The 19811-nt window shown below is 49.9% G+C and carries 12 protein-coding genes; 1 reads left to right on the forward strand and 11 read right to left on the reverse strand.

Annotated features, from left to right (window positions below):
* Positions 1-92 precede the first annotated feature (92 nt).
* The gene (locus K331_RS0120430) at positions 93-1652 is read right to left on the reverse strand and encodes an IS1182 family transposase (protein WP_028589927.1); all 1560 of its coding nucleotides are present in this window, start codon (positions 1650-1652) and stop codon (positions 93-95) included.
* 369 nt (positions 1653-2021) lie between these two features.
* Positions 2022-2843 (reverse strand): hypothetical protein, encoded by an 822-nt coding sequence (locus K331_RS0120435; protein ID WP_028591735.1) that lies wholly within the window; start codon positions 2841-2843, stop codon positions 2022-2024.
* Positions 2844-3001: 158 nt separating this feature from the next.
* Between K331_RS0120435 and K331_RS0120440 the strand changes: the two genes are divergently transcribed.
* On the forward strand, positions 3002-3571 hold the full coding sequence (locus K331_RS0120440; protein ID WP_025677335.1) for a hypothetical protein: 570 nt from the start codon (positions 3002-3004) through the stop codon (positions 3569-3571).
* A gap of 133 nt (positions 3572-3704) precedes the next feature.
* Here K331_RS0120440 and K331_RS30025 read toward each other — a convergent pair whose 3' ends face one another.
* The 9 genes from K331_RS30025 to K331_RS0120485 form a co-directional block, all read right to left on the reverse strand.
* A complete protein-coding gene (locus K331_RS30025) occupies positions 3705-9311 on the reverse strand; it encodes an S-layer homology domain-containing protein (RefSeq protein ID WP_051289940.1) in 5607 nt (1868 codons plus the stop codon).
* Positions 9312-9806: 495 nt separating this feature from the next.
* Complete coding sequence (locus K331_RS0120450; protein WP_018885161.1) at positions 9807-10262, reverse strand: GNAT family N-acetyltransferase; 456 nt, start codon at positions 10260-10262, stop codon at positions 9807-9809.
* A 318-nt stretch (positions 10263-10580) separates the two neighbouring features.
* Positions 10581-11525 (reverse strand): 2-keto-3-deoxygluconate permease, encoded by a 945-nt coding sequence (locus K331_RS0120455; RefSeq protein WP_028591736.1) that lies wholly within the window; start codon positions 11523-11525, stop codon positions 10581-10583.
* Between the two features lie 20 nt (positions 11526-11545).
* A complete protein-coding gene (locus K331_RS0120460; RefSeq protein ID WP_028591737.1) occupies positions 11546-13003 on the reverse strand; it encodes a glycoside hydrolase family 1 protein in 1458 nt (485 codons plus the stop codon).
* A 121-nt stretch (positions 13004-13124) separates the two neighbouring features.
* Positions 13125-15035 carry a beta-glucoside-specific PTS transporter subunit IIABC gene (locus K331_RS0120465; RefSeq protein WP_028591738.1) on the reverse strand — a complete coding sequence of 637 codons (1911 nt, stop codon included), beginning with the start codon at positions 15033-15035 and terminating at the stop codon, positions 13125-13127.
* 239 nt (positions 15036-15274) lie between these two features.
* Positions 15275-16099, reverse strand: a complete 825-nt coding sequence (locus K331_RS0120470) for a PRD domain-containing protein (protein WP_018885165.1) — start codon at positions 16097-16099, stop codon at positions 15275-15277.
* A 365-nt stretch (positions 16100-16464) separates the two neighbouring features.
* Positions 16465-17250: an ABC transporter ATP-binding protein gene (locus K331_RS30030; RefSeq protein ID WP_018885166.1), complete on the reverse strand. Its 786-nt coding sequence runs from the start codon at positions 17248-17250 to the stop codon at positions 16465-16467.
* Positions 17243-18184, reverse strand: a complete 942-nt coding sequence (locus K331_RS30035; RefSeq protein WP_051289941.1) for an ABC transporter ATP-binding protein — start codon at positions 18182-18184, stop codon at positions 17243-17245. Before K331_RS30035 ends, K331_RS30030 begins: the two co-directional genes overlap by 8 nt.
* Complete coding sequence (locus tag K331_RS0120485) at positions 18181-19809, reverse strand: ABC transporter substrate-binding protein (protein ID WP_028591740.1); 1629 nt, start codon at positions 19807-19809, stop codon at positions 18181-18183. Before K331_RS0120485 ends, K331_RS30035 begins: the two co-directional genes overlap by 4 nt.
* Positions 19810-19811 lie beyond the last annotated feature (2 nt).

Here is a 19811-nt window from a genome sequence, read left to right on the forward strand (position 1 = left end):
GAGGCTGTCCCATAAGTAGATATTCTACTGGCGGAGACAGGCCCTCTGTGTTCTCAAAAGCTTAAAACGTCAACAGAGCAGCGATTCTCCCGTTATTGGAGAATCGCTGCTCTGCGTTTTTGGTCATTTACAGCTTGCTTCAATAGATTATGGGCGAGCGAAAGCCAGCCGACCTCCAGCGTCACTTTTTCGATGCCGCGAAGCAGAAATCGCCGGAAGCCCCGGTTGTTCTTCAGTTGTCCAAATACGCTTTCTGGCTCCGTCATTCGGCGTACGGATAAGAGATATCCTTCCTCGCTTTGCAGCGTTTCCCGAGCCTGCTTCTGGTACCGTAATCGTTCCAAGCTCACCACGACTTCCCGATTTCCCCTTGCCTTCGTGCAGCTTTCTTTTAGCGGACATCCTTCGCAGCTCTGACTTCGGTAATGACGCTTCCGAATTTCGTATCCGCTCTCTACGATTTCCTTACTCTCTTTGCGGAAATACAGCGTTTGTCCAGCCGTGCATATCCAGTGATCCTCGGCTTCGTTGTACATCCAGTTCTCCATCTTTCCGACATTCGCTTTCCAGGCTTTGCTCTTTTCCTTGTGGTAGCTGCCATATTTCACTACCGCCTGAATCTCTTTCTTTTCCAGGTAGGCGTAGTTTTCTTCGCTGCCGTAGCCGGCATCCGCAATTACGGTCTTTGGAAGTTTCCCAAGGATCTGCCTTGCTTTTTCCATGTGCGGTTGTAAACAGCGGGTGTCGGTCGCTCTTTGGTGTAGACTGTAGGCTAAAATAAACTGGTTTTCGGTCCCAATCTGTACATTGTAGCCTGGTTTCAGCTGGCCATTTCGCATGTGGTCTTCTTTCATTCGCATAAACGTCGCGTCTGAGTCTGTTTTACTGAAACTATTTCGGTCACCAAGCAGCTTTTGGTACTGCTCGTACTTTAGCAGCCGAGGAAGCAAATCCTTCCGTAGCCTCCGAACTGCCTTTTTTAGGGGCTTGTCTTTCGGTTTTAGGGCAAGCTGAGCTTCAAGCTTTTCCACGGCTTGTTCGAGTTTTACACTGCTCACTTCGAAACCTGTGCCGAGTTCAGCAAGATCTTTCCCTTGATTCTCTTGGTCTTCCTGCTCTTGTGCCGCTTCAATGTCAGCGAACAGGGCATGTACCTTTTCCTGCAGTTTGGCTTTGTGTTTGCTGACGGCTTTGCCCCACACAAACGTATAACGGTTAGCATTGGCCTCGATTTTGGTTCCGTCCACAAAGTACTGCTCCAAAGAAACGTATTTTTCGTCAGCCAGAAACTGAAGCACGGCGGTAAATACGGCTTCGAGAACGCTCTTCATCCGCTCGGAGCGGAAGCGGTTAAGGGTCCGAAAGTCTGGCCGCTGCCGTCCGGCGAGCCACATGAAGAGGATGTTCTCCCGGATGGATTTGGCGATTTGGCGGGAGGAATATATACGCTGAGTGTAGGCGTAAATGATGACTTTGGTAAGCATTTTAGGGTGATAGCTGTCACGGCCACCGCCAGGGTAGGCCGCGTCAAAAATGGCGTCGTCCAGCCGATTGACGGCCGCATTCACGACACGAACGAGGTGGTGTTCTGGAATATCTTCTTCCAGATCCATTGGCAAGCAAAGTTGGTCCATGGTATATTGAATGTACAAAAGAAACCCTCCTTTGAAATGGTTGCTCGACACTTCCATTTTACCAAAGAATGGTTTCTTTTTTTGTATTTTTAAAAGAATTGAAAATGATTCTCCCGCTTAAACAGTGGAGAGGACGGACTGATTGTGGAAAAGCGGTAGCGGTCGCCTTTGTCCCCGGATTTTCACCGCTTAGGAAAATAAATAAAATCTGGGGACAACAGCGATTGGAACAACGGTCCGTTCACGGAGCGTCCTCTCGAAGTGCCTAAGTATATCCTACTCTAAAACCAAAGGGTGTCCCAAGCAGCCATTTCATGGCTTTTGGGACACCCCCTTACTCAGCATTCACATTTATGTTGTCCATGACGAGCAATGATTCATTCCAATTTATACCAGCACTTCCTTAAGTGCAGATTCTACAAGCTCCTGATACTGCTGAATGTGATTCTTCGAGGCATGTATTCTATATTGCTCGAACAGCCCGACGCTTTTCTTGAAGTCATTTCCACTATTATGCTGAATGGCCGAGGAGAGCAGCTCTAGGACATGCTCCACCACTTGTCCAAACCGATGATGCGAAGCGTTATATTTAATGAGCTCTAATAGATACATATGATAATCCGATAAATGCTTAAGCATTTGGGCAGGATTCATTAATGAAATAGATTGTGCCAGAAGAGGCAGCAGGTCGTCAATGAGCAGATGGTGTAGGTTAGCTATGCGGATTAGGGTGACGAGACCAGGGAGGATATCTGGCTTGTGCTCAAGCAAAACTTGTGTATATTCATAAAGCTTATCAATACGACCAGACAGAAGGTCAAGCTCCAGCAGCTGTAATCTTGCTATAGATCGAAAACGCTTTCTTATATGGCACTCCGATTCCTTCGGATCATCGAACCAATCGAGGCGGGAAAAGGCACTTATACAATCTCTCGCCAATCCATACTCGCCCATCCTCTTGTATGCAACCCCCTTCATCATATGGCTGTAGCCATAGTAGTGTACCAGGGGCTGATTCATCTGCAATCTCTTGGGGTGTATACCATCCTTTCGGAAGCGCTGCTGCAGCTGGTATGCTTTACCCGCTACAGATGCAAGATGATCCGCATGCGTAATCATCGTGCTCCAGTCCTCGAAAGAAAGTGCTAATTCAATCATGTTAACCAGGGTGTCCAGATTCGTGCTGTTCGACAATACCTTGTCTTCCAACGAATTCTCCTCCCTCAAACAAATTCATATGAAAGGATTATAGAATATTATCTACCCTCGGTCAATTTGACATCACGTGCTAAGGTATACGTTTGGAATGATAAAAAATCGGTTAATGAGAACATAACATTTCTATATATCTCAGGAGGTTATATTTTATGAAATGGTTCGCTCGTCTTATGCTCGTAGCTGCTCTACTTCTCGTAGCTGCATGCTCCAATTCAGGTACAGAACCCGCACAGGAGGACACAGGAAATGGACAGGAGGTCGTAACTGAGCCCGATGGCCAGACTCCCGATAATGAGGCAACACCAGAGCCAGGCACTCCTGACGGAACTGAGGATACGAACACCGGACAAGCTGCGATCTTAACGCTGGACCAGGTCCAACAAGCCATCCAGGCTCAAGGGCTGGAGCTTACTGCTGCTTCGCAGGAAAACGACTGGGTGCTGAATGATGTAGAGCCACAGAGAAATACGCTCAATGGCTCGGCTGATCAGCCAGAGAACAACGAGATCGTCACCATCTATGTCTTCGATTCCGAGCAGGCTCGGCAGGAGGGATTAGCCAACTTCAACGAACAGACCGCCAATCTCCCAATCAAAAAGCCAGCAGCTATCGAACACAAGAATGTCCTGATTCTGTACTGGTACAATGCAGAGGAGACGGATAATCCTGCCACGCTCGATACAGCCGTCCAACTCGATCATGCGTTGAAGGCACTTTAATGGAGGATGATCCTTAGCAGCTCATTTTCAAGTAATAGCTTGTAAATAACAAACAGGATTGCCTCGCAAGCAGTGAGCTTACGAATGCAATCCTGTTGTTGTTATGCCTTAGACGAAATGAGCTCCCTTAAGCCTATTGTGCTTGACGCGCCTCAAGGGCGTTCAGAAGCAAGGTTACCACTTCGGCACGAGTAGCTTCTGCCAGTGGATTGAACTGATTGTTGCCAGCACCCTGTACGAGACCTGCATCTACCGCAGCAGCTACATATGGAGCTGCCCATGCTGGGATGCGGCCTGCATCGGTGAATGTCGGCTTCGCTGCCGGGTCCACCGTCAGACCAAGTGCCCTAACCAGCATTACTGTCATTTCTGTCCGGTTCATGTTCGCGGCTGGGCGGAAGGTTCCGTCCTCATATCCGCTAATGATGCCCATTTGCACTGCTTGGGCCACATATGAACGGGACCAGGCCGGAATGTTGTTGGCATCCTGGAAGGAAAGGTTATTGCTGCTAGCCTCAAGCCCTAATGCTCGCGCCAGCATAACCACAAATTCTGCACGGCTTGCTTTTGCATTAGGACGGAATTCGCCATTTTCATAGCCATTTACAATTCCAAGTGCTACTGCCTTTTGAACAGCTTCTCTTGCCCAGTGACTTGCCGTATCCGAGAAGTTCACATTAGAGACTGGTGGAGTTGTGTTATCACCAGGAACCTCTGGCGTTGTCGGCTGTTCCGGTGTTGTTGGCTCTGGTGTTGTTGGTTGAGTAGGCGTTGGAGCCCCTCCACCGCCGGAGCTGCCACCCGGGGTATTTCCATCGATATCGTCGGAGCCGCCACTGCTGGAGCCACCGCCAGGAAGAGGACCTCCCTTAAGATCAATGATGCGCCCTTCCACCCCTTGCTTCACGACACCTACCCGATCTAGTTGCTCCAGGAACACCTCGTAATCGACAAGGTTCAGCTCATAATGACGCTGATCTGCCTTCGCTGCCTTCATGGAGCGGTAGAAGTCACCACCGTCAGCCATGAAAGAATTCGTAGCTACAATATAGAAAGCATTAGGATCAATATTGCTATACGTGCCATTCGCATTTTGGATCTGAACACGGCGGACACGCTCGCCTACCTGTGTCACTTGTCCAGTTGTAGCGTCGATCTTCTCACCCTTCTTGGTCGAGTCATAGTAGAAGCGGAGTCCGGATACTTGCGGGAAACGTCCTTCTCCAGATTCTACTCCGCTGACACCATTCTCCAGAGCGGCTGTAATTTCCTTACCTGTCATCTTGAGCGCTGTAAGATTGTTGCCGAATGGCATCATGGTCAGCAGCCCACCCAAGGTAATGTCTCCCTGAGGCAAGGATGCACGAATACCTCCGCCATTCTGAATGGCTACATAGCCTTTCACATCATTCGCTTGAACGATGCTTTTGACTTTAGCCAGCATACCGTCAGTCATCAGATTGCCTAGATTGGTCTCCTTCTTGCGGACACTTCCCCGCTCACCGTCAAGGAACACCTCAGAGCTTCCTACAATCGTTTTCTTGAATTCGTCAAGCTGAGGAGCATATTCAGACAGAATGGCAGCTGCTTCCGGGTCATCCTTGTAGACGTAAGCTCCGGAGCCGTCCTTCTGATCCAGGTTCAGTAAGGAGCCTCCCCATGTCTGTAATACGCCCTCTTCATTAAAGGTCACATCCAATTGTCCAAGGGATTGATTGTATTCACCTGTCTGCACAATCAACGTCGGCTCGGCTTGCTCATTCACTACCACAGGCTCGGACAGCTTCGTATGAGAATGTCCACCCACAATAATATCAATGCCTTGTACAGCCTGCGCCAGCTCCAGATCTACCGTGTAACCCAGATGAGAGACAGCGATAATCTTGTTGACACCCTCTTGCTTAAGCATATCTACCGTAGCATTGGCGCTTGCTACTTGATTCTTGAATACAAGATGCTCACCAGGTGAGGCCAGAGATACGGTATCCGGTGTCGTCAGACCGAAAATACCAATCTTCTCGCCTTCAACCTCCTTGATGATGGCTGGATAGATCGTAGCCTTGGCTGCTGGCTGACCAATCTCGTTACGATACAGCCCAGACAAGCTAGGCTCAGCTGTAAAATCAATGTTCGAGCTCACAAACGGGAATTCAGCCTTCTTGATGAAGTCTGCCAATAAAGCTGGTCCTTTGTCGAACTCATGATTACCGAACGTCATCGCATCATATCCCGACAGATTCATGAAGCGTAGATCGGCTAATCCATTGAACAGGTTGAAATACAGTGTACCTGAGAATACATCCCCGGCATCGACAAGCAAGGTGTTGTCATTGCGATGCTCGTTAATCGCTGTAATACGACGAGGCACATTGTCAAGATGGGCATGTGTATCGTTCGTATGAAGCACACGCAGCTTGTAATCTCCATCCTGCGGAAGATCCTCGAAGGACAACTGCGCGAGCAACGGATCGTGGTCACTTACTCGCCCATGAGCCTGCTCGAAATCCGCATTCACATGTACAACCTCAATAGCCGCTGCCTTAGCCGTCTTACGATCGGTCAGAATATGATCCAGAGTCTGGGAGTTACCGTCATAAATATAAGAGTAACGCTTCTCTTCTGGAAGCTGATCTACCAGATTCGTAAGCTCTTGACCCTTCAGCAGATGCAATGTTCTGGAGAATTGGAAATCATTAAAGTCACCCAGTGCTACGACTCTGACGTTCGGATCGCGGTCCACCAATTGCTTAATGAAGCCATTCACGATCGTCGCCTGCTTCGCACGCTGCACCTCACTGCTCCGTACAACAGGCTGCACACTGCCATATGGCTTCAGATCGCCACCCTTGGAATTAAAGTGGTTAGCGATAACAACTACCCGCTCATCCTTGAACTGGAACTCCGCAGCCAATGGCTTACGTGAGCTGGCGAACGCTTCATCACCAGGTGCAATCCGTCCCGGATTCAGCGACAGAGTACCATCTGTGTTCACCTCAACTGGTGTTGCAGCATCGCCCTTCACGGCATTGCCTGTCAGACTTACACGCTCAGGGTTATACAGGAAGCCTACCCGGATGTTCGCTCCAGGTGCCCCTCCATCCAGGTTGTTCACTGGGGCAATATCCGTATAGCTGTAGTCAACGCCGCCCTGATTCCGAATCGCGTCGATCAGGGTCTGGAAGCTTTGGTCCGCCGCTGTATTTCCACTATTCGTATCGCCGTCGTTGTCTTGAACCTCCATGACACCTATGATGTCTGGCTGCTTGAGATTATTCACAATAATTGCAGCAATCTTCTGTGCTCTGGCTGCATCCTTCTTGCTGAAGTTCTCTACGTTGAACGTGGCTACCGTCAGCTTGTCTTCAGCTGGGGCAATCGTAGTAACAGCCTGGCCTAGATCACTTGGAATGACAACTGGAAGGTTACCCTCTGGCTGAATCTTGAAATTCCCATTGGCATAGGTCAAGACGCCTGTGACAGAACCATTCAGCTTATCACCCGTCTTCACAGCCACAGACGGCTTCTTGTTAATGAAGATCCGTTGCGGATTTAGAGAGCTCTCGAATTGACCTGCGCCGTCTCCACGGAGAATAACTCCTCCTGCTGGTGTGCGGAGCGGATTATTTGGCTCATTGTCCACCACAACTGCCAGTCCTGGCTCACTGGAGTATGGGCCTACAATCGTTGGTTGGTTCACTTGTACGCGCATGCTTTCCAGGCTTTCATAGAAATCAATAGCGTCCTGCTCTGGATTGAAGACCTGCAGACTGTCGGAATCAATGACATTTGGCAAGGTCCGCCCACCTGCTCCTATTACTACTGGTGTAGGTAATGGTACCGTCGTGTTCTCCTTCTGAATATCTGTAGCTACAATCTGAGTGATGCTCAGTTCGTTCGCAGCAGGCTCGTATTCCTTCACCTGACCGCTCACCTTCACCGGTGTTCCCACGGTTACGCCATGAGATGGACGATATACTTGAATCGCTTCAGAGGTAGCATCATTGTTATCCTCCAGACCAGGATATTCCTGCATCGTGAAGGAGCTACCGGATACGGAGGTAACAATCCCTTCTACACCCCTTACCTCAAATCCATTGAATAATGAGGAATGGGATTCGCCCTGAATATCATGGATACGCAGACCATCCAGGGATGGAAGGACCTTATAAGTAAACGTATAAGTGCTGCTGATGTCGCTGTTCATAACAGCAATAGCCTTGACGGTAGCGTCTTCCTCAATAACGATAGGGCCTGTATACAAAGTAGATTGCAGGGTAGGTTCTTCCCCATTCAGTGTGTAATAGATCGTAGCGCCTGTCTTCGGAGAAGTCAGTTCAACGGATCCACCCTTGACAATGCCACCTGTCGGAACACTGGCTTGTACAGACAGTAGACGTTCGATCACGTCGGACGCATCCCGTGGTAGCAATTCCAAACCATAGCTTGTATGATAGGTCATTACACCAGTAATACGCTCGTATGTCTTACCCACTGTAAGAGCTGTAGGGGCATTCTTGGCGTAGATCGTAATCTCTTCCGCACTGTGTGTGTCTTTACCATAGAAGGTTGTGCTATTACTGCGAGCAATGTCAGTAGTACTAAGCTCTACTAGCATGCCCTCATAGCGCCCACCAGGACCTTTGCTGCCATCGCTCGCGCGAGCAAAGTCAGTTGAGGTTAGCAGAAGTGGTGTCGGCAGATCCTGATCACGCTCCGTGACACTCACATAGCCGCCAGCGAAGCCACTCTTGTTCACTTCAATCTGAAGCAGACCATTGAAGATTGTCAGGGGGCCGTAAGCCTCGATGCGATCGCCGACTTCAATGGCAGATTCGCTCGCTCGAATGACGATACCTGCACCCTGATCCTGGATATAATAGTTCGTCTGACCGCCAGACACCTCACGGTAGGTTACAATTCCACGTACAGCAACCGGGGCATTCTCAGCCTTGGCTCTCGCGTCTGTGATACTTACTGGAGTAGTATCTGCAATCGTGTACTGGAAGCTTGCAATCGGGCTTGGGTCCAAGCCATCCTTGCCTGCGTAGGCCTGAATGTACGTGTCCGTTGTTACGGTAATCGGTCCATTAAAGAGTGAGAATTGTGCATTAGGACCTGATTCCGTGCTGTAATAGATATAGGCATCATTCGTAACTGTACTCAGATACACCTCTGTATTGACTGGAACTGGGCCAGATGGCGGCGAGGCCGTCACGGATGCCACCTGATTAGCCGGTGTACTGTCAACTACAGCAAAGGTTGTAGCTCCGATGGAACGAATTCCCTTGGTGCTGAAATAGGTGGTGAATGTTCCGTTGTTTATCAGAATTTTTTGTTGAAAAATACTAGGCTTAGATACGAGGCCGAATTCGCTTCGTACGCCTGTAGGAAGCTGCACTGGCATCATCTTGCTTACATCGGTCTCGCCAGGACTTGCTGCGATAGCTACATTGGTGTCCCCGCCATAAGGCTGAGTCTGCTTCACATTGCCTGTGCCTGCGTAGAAGCCAACGACATATCCTTCAATGGATATCGTAGAATCATCTGGAGTCATCGCAAGAGCCTGATCCACCGTAAGGGTGCCACCAGCAGCCGATGCCCGATCTGCGAAGAGTCCCGCCGGGATCGCTCCGGTAATCATGACGATGAAGATAAGCATCCATTGGAAGGACCGTTGTATGGCCTTGGCCTCCCTCACTTGTCTCCATAATCTTGCTTGCCTTGATTGCTTGCTGTACATTCATTCAACTCCCATTCATTGTAGTTGGCATGCGCTTACAATATGTCTGAGCCTGTATGGAGCCTGTCCAGGCTATACAGCTTATACATCATATGAGCAGGACACTTGAGTAGGCGTCACTAGCTCACAGAGTGTGGCCTTACCGCCTCACTACCGATATAGCAAAAACGTCAAGGTGTGAGTGCTGATACCAGGAAACGACACTACGAAATAAGCACTACATCAGTGTAGGCGGCTTCTGTTAAATCGGCATGATGTTTTGGTTAACATGATGTGAATTTCTGCACCGAAGGGAAGTAGGGGGTCTTTTTCATCGAAAAGTGTTCTTAAACACCTGCCAAGCATCGCTTGAAGAAGAGATAACCTTCGTGGTGGGGGATAAGTATATGTGCATGCGCTCCATAGGTATCCCCGGAAGGTCAGTATGCTTGGCAGTACATCTGTAGCACGGCTTGGCGAATGACAGCAATGCCCTAACTCTATAACTCTACAATTCTATAACTCTTTAGTCATAAACACGCTGAAGGGATCAAGCTCATAATCGCTAAAGGGACCACAGTAGGAAAACCCAAAATCCTCATACAGCTTTCTAGCCGGCATAAACGATTCCGGAGTGCCCGTCTCCAGACTGATCCGGTTATATCCGCGACCTTTTGCCTCCTGAAGAATATGCTCCAGAATTTTTCTAGCCACGCCTTTACGCAAATGCAGCTTGGCCGTACGCATGGACTTGAGCTCAGCGTGTTCGGCATTCAGCTCCTTCAGAGCGCCGCAGCCTAGCAGCTCCCCATCCTCCCAAGCACACCAAAAGGTTATGTCAGGCTGCTTGAGCCCTTCCATACCCAGCGCATGTACGCTTTCTGGTGGGGAGTCGGTATGCATTCCCTCCAGGTGCTCCGCAATCAGCGCAGCTACTTCTGGCCCACTCAGATCATCTACTTTGACTTCCATCTCTATCACTCCTGATGATATACTGATTCACTAGATTAATCTACAATTTTAGGAAATTGTCCCATCCAATCTTACTATGATGTTATGTTTTTTGACAATAAGTCGATAGTCTTTCGTAATCTAAGCCTAATTCATAGGCATCTTTCATGCACACTCACAATCCTTAAGCTTCCACCTGCTGTGAAACACACGACCTTGCTCAATCATAGCTATATGAGAGCACAGACAAAGGGCGCCTCCTGTCATCTTCATGACTTTAAGGAGACGCCCTCATGTATTCATATGATGTGGACTCGTACGTAATGATATCGCTCTGCCTCAATGCTGGTTGCCTTTACCTGCTCCGGCCATCAGCTTCACCAGATATGGCACGGCAATAGAGGTCAAGATCACGCCGAAGGCGATCTGGGCAATCGCCGACTCGACATAGGGCTCATAGGCTGGATTCAGCGTAGCAGCCATGGACGGGACAACCAATGATAGCCCTGCTACCGAGCAAGTAGCTGCAGCAGCCGTACCAGGACGGCGCAGCACCCAACGATCCACGCCAATAAGTGGAAGCATGCAGATGATCAGGAACAGCAGCGTCAGTAGCAGGCCCGAAAGACTGGAGTCAAATGCTACGCGCAGATCAATATTCGAACCAAAGCTCGTCCCAAGGAAGGGCAGCATGAACATCGTTCCGGGGGCGAACATCTGCTGAATGTGCGTGTCTAGATTTCCAAGCACGATACCCAGTACGAATGGTAGCAAGGTTGCAACCACACTCAGTAGATCAATTCCCACTCCGCTGGCAGAATTCAGAATCATAATTGGAATGACTGGAACCGCGATCAGATTCAGGATACCGAAGGCAGCGCGATCTACATCATCTCCATACGCATTCATTAGTGCCAGGTACAGGCCGGGATTACAGCTGGTAATGACCGCAATAAAAGCTATTGCCGAGATTCCCGCCACGCCTTCAATGCCGAACCAGGCTACGAACGCCCAGCCTGCCAGGCAGCTGATCAGCACCCGTGTCAGACATAGTACCCCTGCACGCTGTAGCGTTCCAAGCAACTGATTGAGCCTGAGCTGTGTACCGGATATGAACAGAATCAGGCCAATAAGCACCATGGTCCCTTTGTTGGTGAACAGCGCTGTTGTTGGATCTCCCATCTGGAAGAAAGAGGGGAAGATCGTGTTCACCACCGCTGCCAGCAGCATGGGAATGATCAGCAGACCAGCAGGTATTTTTTGGATCGTCTGTAAGAGCTTCATGTTGCCTGCTTTCATGCCGCTTACAGCTCAGCGCCGTTCGTCTTGATGACCTGTTGATACCAATAGAAGGAATCCTTGCGATAGCGCTTCATGGTTCCATTTCCATAGTCATCCTGATCGACGTAGATAAATCCATAGCGTTTGCTCATCTCCGAGGTCGTCGAGCTGATCATGTCAATCGGTCCCCACATGGTGTAACCAATCATCTCCACGCCATCCTGTATAGCAAGCCCCATCTGCTCAATATGCTGGCGCAGGAAGTCGACACGATAGGGATCATTCACCGTACCATCTTCATTCAATTTGTCATAGAAGCCTGAGCTGTTCTCCAGAATGAATACAGGCTTCTGATAACGATCATAGACCAGATTCAGTGTATAGCGCAGACCGACCGGATCAATCTGCCAGCCCCACTCATTCTCGGGCAGATGCGGATTCTTGTATACGCTGTGCACGTTACCTGCCGTCAATTCTAGCTGCTCGGTATCGCTGCTGGAGATCATGGAATTGTAGTACGACATGCCTACGAAGTCAGCCGTATACGCTTGGATGCTCTCCAGGTCGCCTTCCTCGATGCGGAGCTGAATACCTTTCTCAGCAAAATACGTCTTGGCGTAGTACGGATACGCGCCCTTGTTGAGCAGATCCAGGAAGAACTGATTCTTCATCTGGTCGTCCTTTTGCATCTGGAGGGCATCCTCCGGCTTGCAGGTGTATGGATAGGTGGTGAAATAGGCCACCATACTACCGATCATATTGCTCGGGTCCACCTCATGAGCCAGCTTGGTCGCCTGAGACGCCGCAACGAACTGATGGTGCAGTCCCTGGAAGAGCATCTCCTCGTAGTTGGCTTGGCCTTCATCCAGAATACCAAGCGTCTTGGCACCAGCCTTGACACTCATATTGATCTCGTTGAAGGTTACCCAGTATTTCACTTTTCCTTTATAGCGCTTGAAGATTACATCACAATACTTCAGGTACAGCTCAATCACTTTGCGGTCATACCAGCCGCCGAACTTCTCGATCAGCACAATAGGTGTATCGAAATGGCTGATGGTAATCAAAGGCTCCATCCCATACTTCAAGCACTCATCAATGACCTGATCGTAGAATTGCAGGGCCTTCTCATTCGGGGCAGCATCATCCCCGTTCGGGAATACACGAGCCCAAGCAATGGAGTAACGGAATACCTTGAAGCCCATCTCGGCGAACAGGGCGATGTCTTCACGGAAAGTATGGTAGAAATCAATACCGCGACGCTTGGGATACTTCCCTGGGTCTGGGTCCTGCTTAGCAGCCTGGATCATCTCCATGTTGATTTTTAGTTGCTTGGTCACTTTGCGATCATTCTTGGGGTTGAATTGCATTACCTCTGGAATAGTCAGCGTCTTGCCATCCACGTCGTAGGCTCCTTCGGCCTGACAGGCTGACAGCGCTCCTCCCCACAGGAAGCCTTCGGGAAATTGGGTTGCAGTCATATGTTTCTCCTCCTATTTGTGTTGATTTCTATTTGTGTTGAGTTTCTATTTGTATAGCTTATCTATTCATGGATCAGATTACATGTAGTGTATTGAGCCGCTGCAAGCGGAGAGCCTACGGTTAAGGAATCAGCTTCACCAGCGGCTGACCCTCGCGAATCGGGCCTTCGTTTGAAGAGGTCAGTACATCACCGAACTGCTGCATATTCGTAACAACAATCGAGGTGATCGTATTATATCCCTCCGCCTTGATTTTCTCAGGCTCGAACTCCACCAGCAGATCGCCCGCCTTGATAGATTGCCCCTGCTCCACCAGCGCGTTGAAGTGCTTGCCTTTTAGACTAACTGTGTCTACTCCGATGTGCACCAGGATCTCAACACCGTTCGCAGCCTTCAGTCCAATAGCATGCTTCGTGCGATACAGTGCCTCTACTACACCGTCAAAGGGAGCGTACACCTTGCCTTCTGTAGGTACGATTGCAATGCCTTTACCCATGAGCTCTTGAGCAAAAGCCTGATCCTCCACCTCCGAGAGTGGGTGAATCTCGCCAGTCATGGGGCTCACGATCAGCATATCATTTGATGCCACAGTTGAAGCATTTACTACTGAAGAAGGAGCTACGAATTCATTATTTCCATTACCAGTCGGATTTGAGCTCTGCTTCACGGTCTTGCCTTCTTCTGGCTCCTTAATACCTGCCAGCAATGTAAAGACAAAGCCCAGCACGACTGCTCCAATCGAGCCTATTACAATATAGATGTAGCTATCCGCTGCATAGGTGCCCAGTGCGAGCACGCCTGGAAGCGCAATGGCAGAGGCACTCGCATGAACGAGACTGTAAAAGCCCCCAACGATACCCGCTGCCGCACAGCCTGCAAAAAACGGACGTTTGTATCGAAGCGTTACCCCATAGATCGCTGGCTCCGTAATCCCGAACAAAGCGGTGAAGCCGGTAGAGCCTGCTGCAGATTTCATCGTCTTGCTCTTCGTCAGGAAGAATACGCCGAAGGCTGCACCCGCCTGTCCCAGATTCGCAGCGAGCGAAGCTGGCAGCAATACAGTCGAACCGATGCTTGCCACCTGCTGCACCTGAATCGGCATCAGCGCGTAGTGCATGCCGAACATAACCATGATGGGCTTGAAGAAGCCCAGAATTGTACCCGCAAGAATACCTACTGTAGCATACAGATAGTCGATGCCCTGAGTCAGCCAAGTACCGACATAGTTACCGATCGGCCCCAGCACGACCAATTCAAGCGGCACCATGATGAACAATACGATCATAGGCGTGAGCAACACGCGGAGGAACTTCGGAATGACACGGTCTACTATAGGATAGATGTAGCTCATAATCCATACAGCCAGGATAATCGGAATGACTGAGGATGAATACTTCATGAGCAGAATCGGCATGCCCAGGAAATCTATCGTCTTGATGCCCGTCTCTGCAATCTTGGCTGCGGCATCCAGAATTACTGGGTGCATCAGGCCAGCTGCGAGGGCTACTGCCAGATAAGGATTCGTCTTGAATCTGTTCGCTGCGCTGACAGCCAAGAAGAAAGGCAGGAAATAGAAGATCAGGTCGCCAATCATATTTACGATCGACAGGAAGCCGGAGCCTTGCATTAGTCCCATAGCTGAGATTACAGTCGCCACACATTTTACCATCCCGCAGCCGACCAGCGCCGGCAAGACTGGCGTGAAGATCCCCGCAATTGTCTCCAGCACGACATTAATCGGGTTGCGTTTACGAGCAGGTCCGCTCTCCTCGGCTGTCCCCAGACCGTCTGGTACCAGCTTTTGAATCTCGCTATAGATGGCGTCTACCTTCGCACCTACGACCACTTGCACCTGTCCTCCAGCATTCTGGGCCTTCAGGACACCTTCGAGGCTATCCAGCTTCTTGAGCTCTGCCTTGCTATCATCCTTCAACACGAATCTGAGCCGGGTAGCGCAGTGTGTCAGGGTTGATATGTTGCGTTCTCCGCCGACCAGCTCCAGTACCTGCTGAGCCAAATCTCTGTTGTTCATGCGGCACATCTCCTTATTCTTCATTAGTCTAGTATTGAGTAGATAAAGGCAGGTAATATCTGCATTTGCAAATATCACGCTAATTATGAAAAACGTCATGATGACCGTTATTTCCTCACGTTAAATTCCTGGGTAAAAAAAATGACCAAGCCAAGAGAACAACAAAGGTCGTTTCTCTAAGCCTGGTCATGCCTGATCGAATCAGTAACAGTCCAATGTCCGTATGAAGTTATGTTATATTAATTGGCCATAAGCCGTTGAATATGAAGCGTCAGATACAGCTTCTCATCATTAGAGCATCTCCAGCCGTAATTATTATCGAGAAATTCAGCAATTTTCTCTACACACTCCAGCTCGCGCGGAGATTTCTCCTTCACCACCTCAAAGAGCGATTCATTCTCGTCCTTGAGGGACTTGCCACTCATCTGTCGCATGATGAAGTATCGGATATGGGTAGCGAAGCGCATAAAATGAATGGAGTCTTCCTGAAAGTCAATTTTGAGTGCATACTTGATCACCGATAAAATCTCACCAGTGACGGTCGTAATCTTGGTCGTCTCGCTCATCTCACCGGACCCGACCTGAGCGTTCACAAAATGCAGGGCGATGAGTGTAGTCTCCGCAGACGGCAATGTAATCCCAGCCTTCTCCTCAATCAGCCTGACAGCAGCCTCGCCTACCCTCGTCTCATCAGGATATAGTGTACGTACCTCCCACTCCAGCGGATTCTTAATGGTAACGCCTTCACGGGCACGCACTAGCGAAAAGCTGATATGATCGGACAGTGTCAGTAACAGATTCGGATGGAACGTCTTACTCAGAATATGTGCACCTAGCTTGATGATTTCCTCAGCCAAATAAATATCCTCTATAGGAATAGAGTTCAGCAGATCGTACATTCGAATGTTCTTGGGCGCGACAAAAATCTTCTCCACCATATCTGTCTCTGTCAGCTCATAAGGCGTCTTCAGGAAGCCAACTCCCTTGCCGACCACGAATACTTCTTCTTGCTTGTCATTAATGGCGATAGCTACGTTATTGTTTACCTTTTTAATGACCTTCACGATGCTCACCCCCCTGCTGTGAAAAACGTCTAGCCCTGTATTTACTAGGATGCCAGGCGATTGGCACGTCTAAACAAAAAATGACCGAAAGCGATTACAGTTAAGCAATCGAATTCGGTCATGCCTGGTTCGCCCAGTAACAGTCCGTGTAATTTATATCTTTATTATAGTCGGATAAAGTCGAATGTCAATCATGATGTCGAATATTGTTGAACAAAATATTCGGCATAGCGTAATGACGCCTTCTAGCGTATTAGAAGCAGGATAGGCATGTTAGCAGTGTTGATTGACGTGTTGATCGACCTACTAACTTCGATGATTGGTATGTTGATGGTACTAATTGACATGTTGACTACATTTTCAGTCTACTGACTGCCCCTCATTGCTGTGTGAATAGTGGGTACAGCCTCAATCAGCTTGCGTGTATAAGGATGAAGCTCGGATGGAATGAGCTGACGACTGTCGGTCACTACATCCACGATCTGTCCTTCCTGCATAACTGCAATCCGCTCACAAACCTGCTGTACGACCGCCAGATCATGCGATATAAAAATGGCACCCACACCCGTCTCCTGACGCAGGGTGGACAGTAGCTCCAGAATCTGTCGCTGGCTGGATACGTCCAGAGCCGAGGTAGGCTCGTCGAAGACGATCACCTGTGGCTGAATGCTAATTGCCCGGGCAATCATCACGCGCTGCAGCTGGCCTCCACTCAACTCATGAGGGTACCTGCCAGCCATAGCAGGGGAAAGCCCCACACGCTCCAGTTGCCGGCCGACCTCAGATGCCATTTGTTGTCTTGGCACTAGCTTATAGTTACGCAGCGGCTCCGACAGGAACTCGCCAATTCGCATCCGGGGATGGAATACGGAGCCTGGCTCCTGAAATACGAGCTGAATCTGTCTGTAATGCTGTCGCAGCGCCTCACCCTGTATACTTGTGACATCCTGCTGTCGATACAGAATGCGACCAGAGTTCACCGATTCCAGGTGAGTGATACAGCGTGCTAGCGTGCTCTTGCCGCTACCGCTCTCTCCGACAATTCCGAGCCATTCCCCTCGCTGCAGCACCAGATTGATTGCCTGTAAGGCAGGAACATTTTTCCCATCAGGGAGATGATAGCTCTTGGTTACCTGCTGCAATTCAAGCATGTTCATCCCCCTTTATTTCCTTGGCATTTTCCTTGGGTTGTGTCTCTGCTGGGCGAACTTCCGAATCACGTGGGTGCGGCTCACGTAGTGTATCCCATTCCGATATCCGTAGCTCCGGTACAGCCGCCAGTAGCTCGCGAGTATATGGATTACGCGGCTCTTGAAGCACTTGTGAGGTGCTGCCCCATTCCAGGAGGGTTCCCTCCTTCATAATTCCCACTTTATCAGCAATAGAAGCTGCAATCGCCATATGATGAGTAACGAGAATCATCCCTGTCTGCTCGTGGTCACGCAGCATCCTGAGCTGCTTCAGCACCTTGGCTTGTGCCAGCACATCTAGTGCACTGGTCGGTTCATCTGCCAACAGTAGCTTCGGCTGCAGTGTCATAACCATCGCAATGGCCGCGCGCTGCTTCATACCTCCACTTAGCTGGTTCGGGTATGCCTTCATAACCCGTTCCGGATCCTTCAGTCCAATATCCTGCAAATGCTGTAGAGCTAGCTGGTAAGCCTCACATCTTGATAATGGTAAATGACTTCGAATCGCCTCGATATATTGACTTTCCATTCTGCGAAGAGGGTTCAAGTAAGCCCCACTATCCTGAAATACCATACCAATCTGCCGCCCACGAACACTCCCCCAATCGCGTGTACCCAGAGCGGTGAGCGAACGGCCCTCCAGCATAATGCCTCCAGCTGTAATCCGACCACCAGCTCCCAGCAGGCCAATTACGGCCCGCAGTAAGGTGGACTTGCCACTGCCACTCTCACCGACCAAGGCTACAACCTCGCCGGGCTTCACCGACAGGCTCACGTCATGCAGCGCTGGCCGATCATTAGCAGTATAGCTGACGCTCAAATGCTCTACTTGCAGCAGTAAGCTATCCACTCCTTCACTCTGACTCTGTATACTGTAGGTGGGAAATTTGATCATTGCTGTCCCAGCCGAATATGGCGATCAAGCAGGTAAAAATCAATCGGGTACATGGTTGCTCCTGCGACAGAGCTCTTGCTCACAATGTTGATTGGTGTATAGGTCACGAACAGATAAGGCGCATCATTCATAATCAATTGCTGTGCCTTGGCTGCAATCTCGTAGCGCTGTTCCGTCTCAAATTCCGAGGACAGGCTGTTGATTAATGTATCCAGCTCAGGATTACTGTAACCGCCGATATTCCACTCGGCCCCTGTCTTGAAGTAGAAGTCCAGAATATACTGTGGGTCACCAGTAATTCCCGTATTGATACTAGTCAGCGCCAGATCGAAGTTGCCACTCTTCTGTGCATCCGTCAAATCCTCATAAGAAGTCAGCTCCAGAGCAACACCAAGCTCCTTAAGCTGGGATTGCATGGCCTCTGCCACAATGGAATCCGATTCATAGGAAGCATTCAGAATCAAGCGGAGGGCGAGCTTCTGCCCATTCTTCTCACGGATGCCGTCACCATCGCGGTCTTCATAGCCCGCTTGGCTCAGTAGCTTTTTGGACTGTTCGGGGTCATAGGTATAGCCTGTTATCTTGTCGTAGCCGAACGGAAGCGCCGAAGTGAACGGTCCCCTGGCTGCCTGCCCCCCTACCAGCGTGCTGGCATACATCTCTCGGTCAATGCCGTAGGAGATCGCTTGGCGAACGGCAAGATCACTCAGTGCCGGATTATTGTAGTTGAACCAGACAAATTGAGTACGTAATCCTGGGATCTCATCAATCTTGTAACGGGAGCTATCCTGGAAGAGTGGCAGCTGACTGCGGCCTACATTACTCGCTACATCAATCTCTCCGGATTGCAGAGCCATCGCTCTTGTATTGTCATCAGCGATGTACTTGAACGTAATGCTCCCTACCTCGGCTGCACCGCCCCAATAGCCTTCATAGCGTTGCGTCTCGATCTTTTGCTCCGGTGTATAGGAAGTGACCATGTATGGACCCGTGGCTACAGGCTTGTTCGCAAAAGCAGCCATGTCCGCTGTCGTGTCCACAATGACAAATAAAGGCTCAGCAATATTGCCCAACAAAGAAGCATAGGGTTCACTGGTCCGAATCGTAAGATTCTGCCCTTCTGAGCTCATGGAAGCTATCGGGAGCGTGGCCTTGCCGCGCGGATTCAGCGAAAGGGAGCGTTCGAGCGAATGCTGCACCGCCTCGGCCGTCACGGGATTACCGTTGTGGAAGGTCACCCCTTCTCGAATATGAAACAGCCACGTCTTGTCATCCTGACGTTCCCAGCGGTCTGCCAGCTTGGGAACCATCTGCATCTTCTCATCGAATTGTACGAGTGTCTCGCCAATAGCGGCACGCGTCAGCGTCCAGCCGTTCCATTCCTCGGCCGGATCAAGATTTGTTCCCAGCCAGAACAAGGCCACATTCAAGTGACCACCTGCAGACCCTTCATTTCCAGTAACTACAGAGTCTGTTGTCGTTCCTGCTCCTTGTGAGCCCCCAGCCCCTCCACCGGAATTCCCTGTTGCTCCCCCTCCACAGGCAGACAGCAGTAGCAGCATCACCAGCCACACCGTCACATGTTTATATTGCAGCCTATTCCAAAATTCGTTCCACCAATTCACGA

Origin of the sequence: Paenibacillus massiliensis subsp. panacisoli DSM 21345 (assembly GCF_000426545.1) — a bacterium.
Classification (GTDB): Bacteria; Bacillota; Bacilli; order Paenibacillales; family Paenibacillaceae; genus Paenibacillus; species Paenibacillus panacisoli.

Excerpts from the sequence above, each read along its gene's own strand:
- K331_RS0120440 (WP_025677335.1), top strand. The coding sequence starts at position 3,002 with ATGAAATGGTTCGCTCGTCTTATGCTCGTAGCTGCTCTACTTCTCGTA.
- K331_RS30025 (WP_051289940.1), bottom strand. The coding sequence starts at position 9,311 with ATGTACAGCAAGCAATCAAGGCAAGCAAGATTATGGAGACAAGTGAGG.
- K331_RS0120450 (WP_018885161.1), bottom strand. The coding sequence starts at position 10,262 with ATGGAAGTCAAAGTAGATGATCTGAGTGGGCCAGAAGTAGCTGCGCTG.
- K331_RS0120455 (WP_028591736.1), bottom strand. The coding sequence starts at position 11,525 with ATGAAGCTCTTACAGACGATCCAAAAAATACCTGCTGGTCTGCTGATC.
- K331_RS0120460 (WP_028591737.1), bottom strand. The coding sequence starts at position 13,003 with ATGACTGCAACCCAATTTCCCGAAGGCTTCCTGTGGGGAGGAGCGCTG.
- K331_RS0120465 (WP_028591738.1), bottom strand. The coding sequence starts at position 15,035 with ATGAACAACAGAGATTTGGCTCAGCAGGTACTGGAGCTGGTCGGCGGA.
- K331_RS30030 (WP_018885166.1), bottom strand. The coding sequence starts at position 17,250 with ATGCTTGAATTGCAGCAGGTAACCAAGAGCTATCATCTCCCTGATGGG.
- K331_RS30035 (WP_051289941.1), bottom strand. The coding sequence starts at position 18,184 with ATGATCAAATTTCCCACCTACAGTATACAGAGTCAGAGTGAAGGAGTG.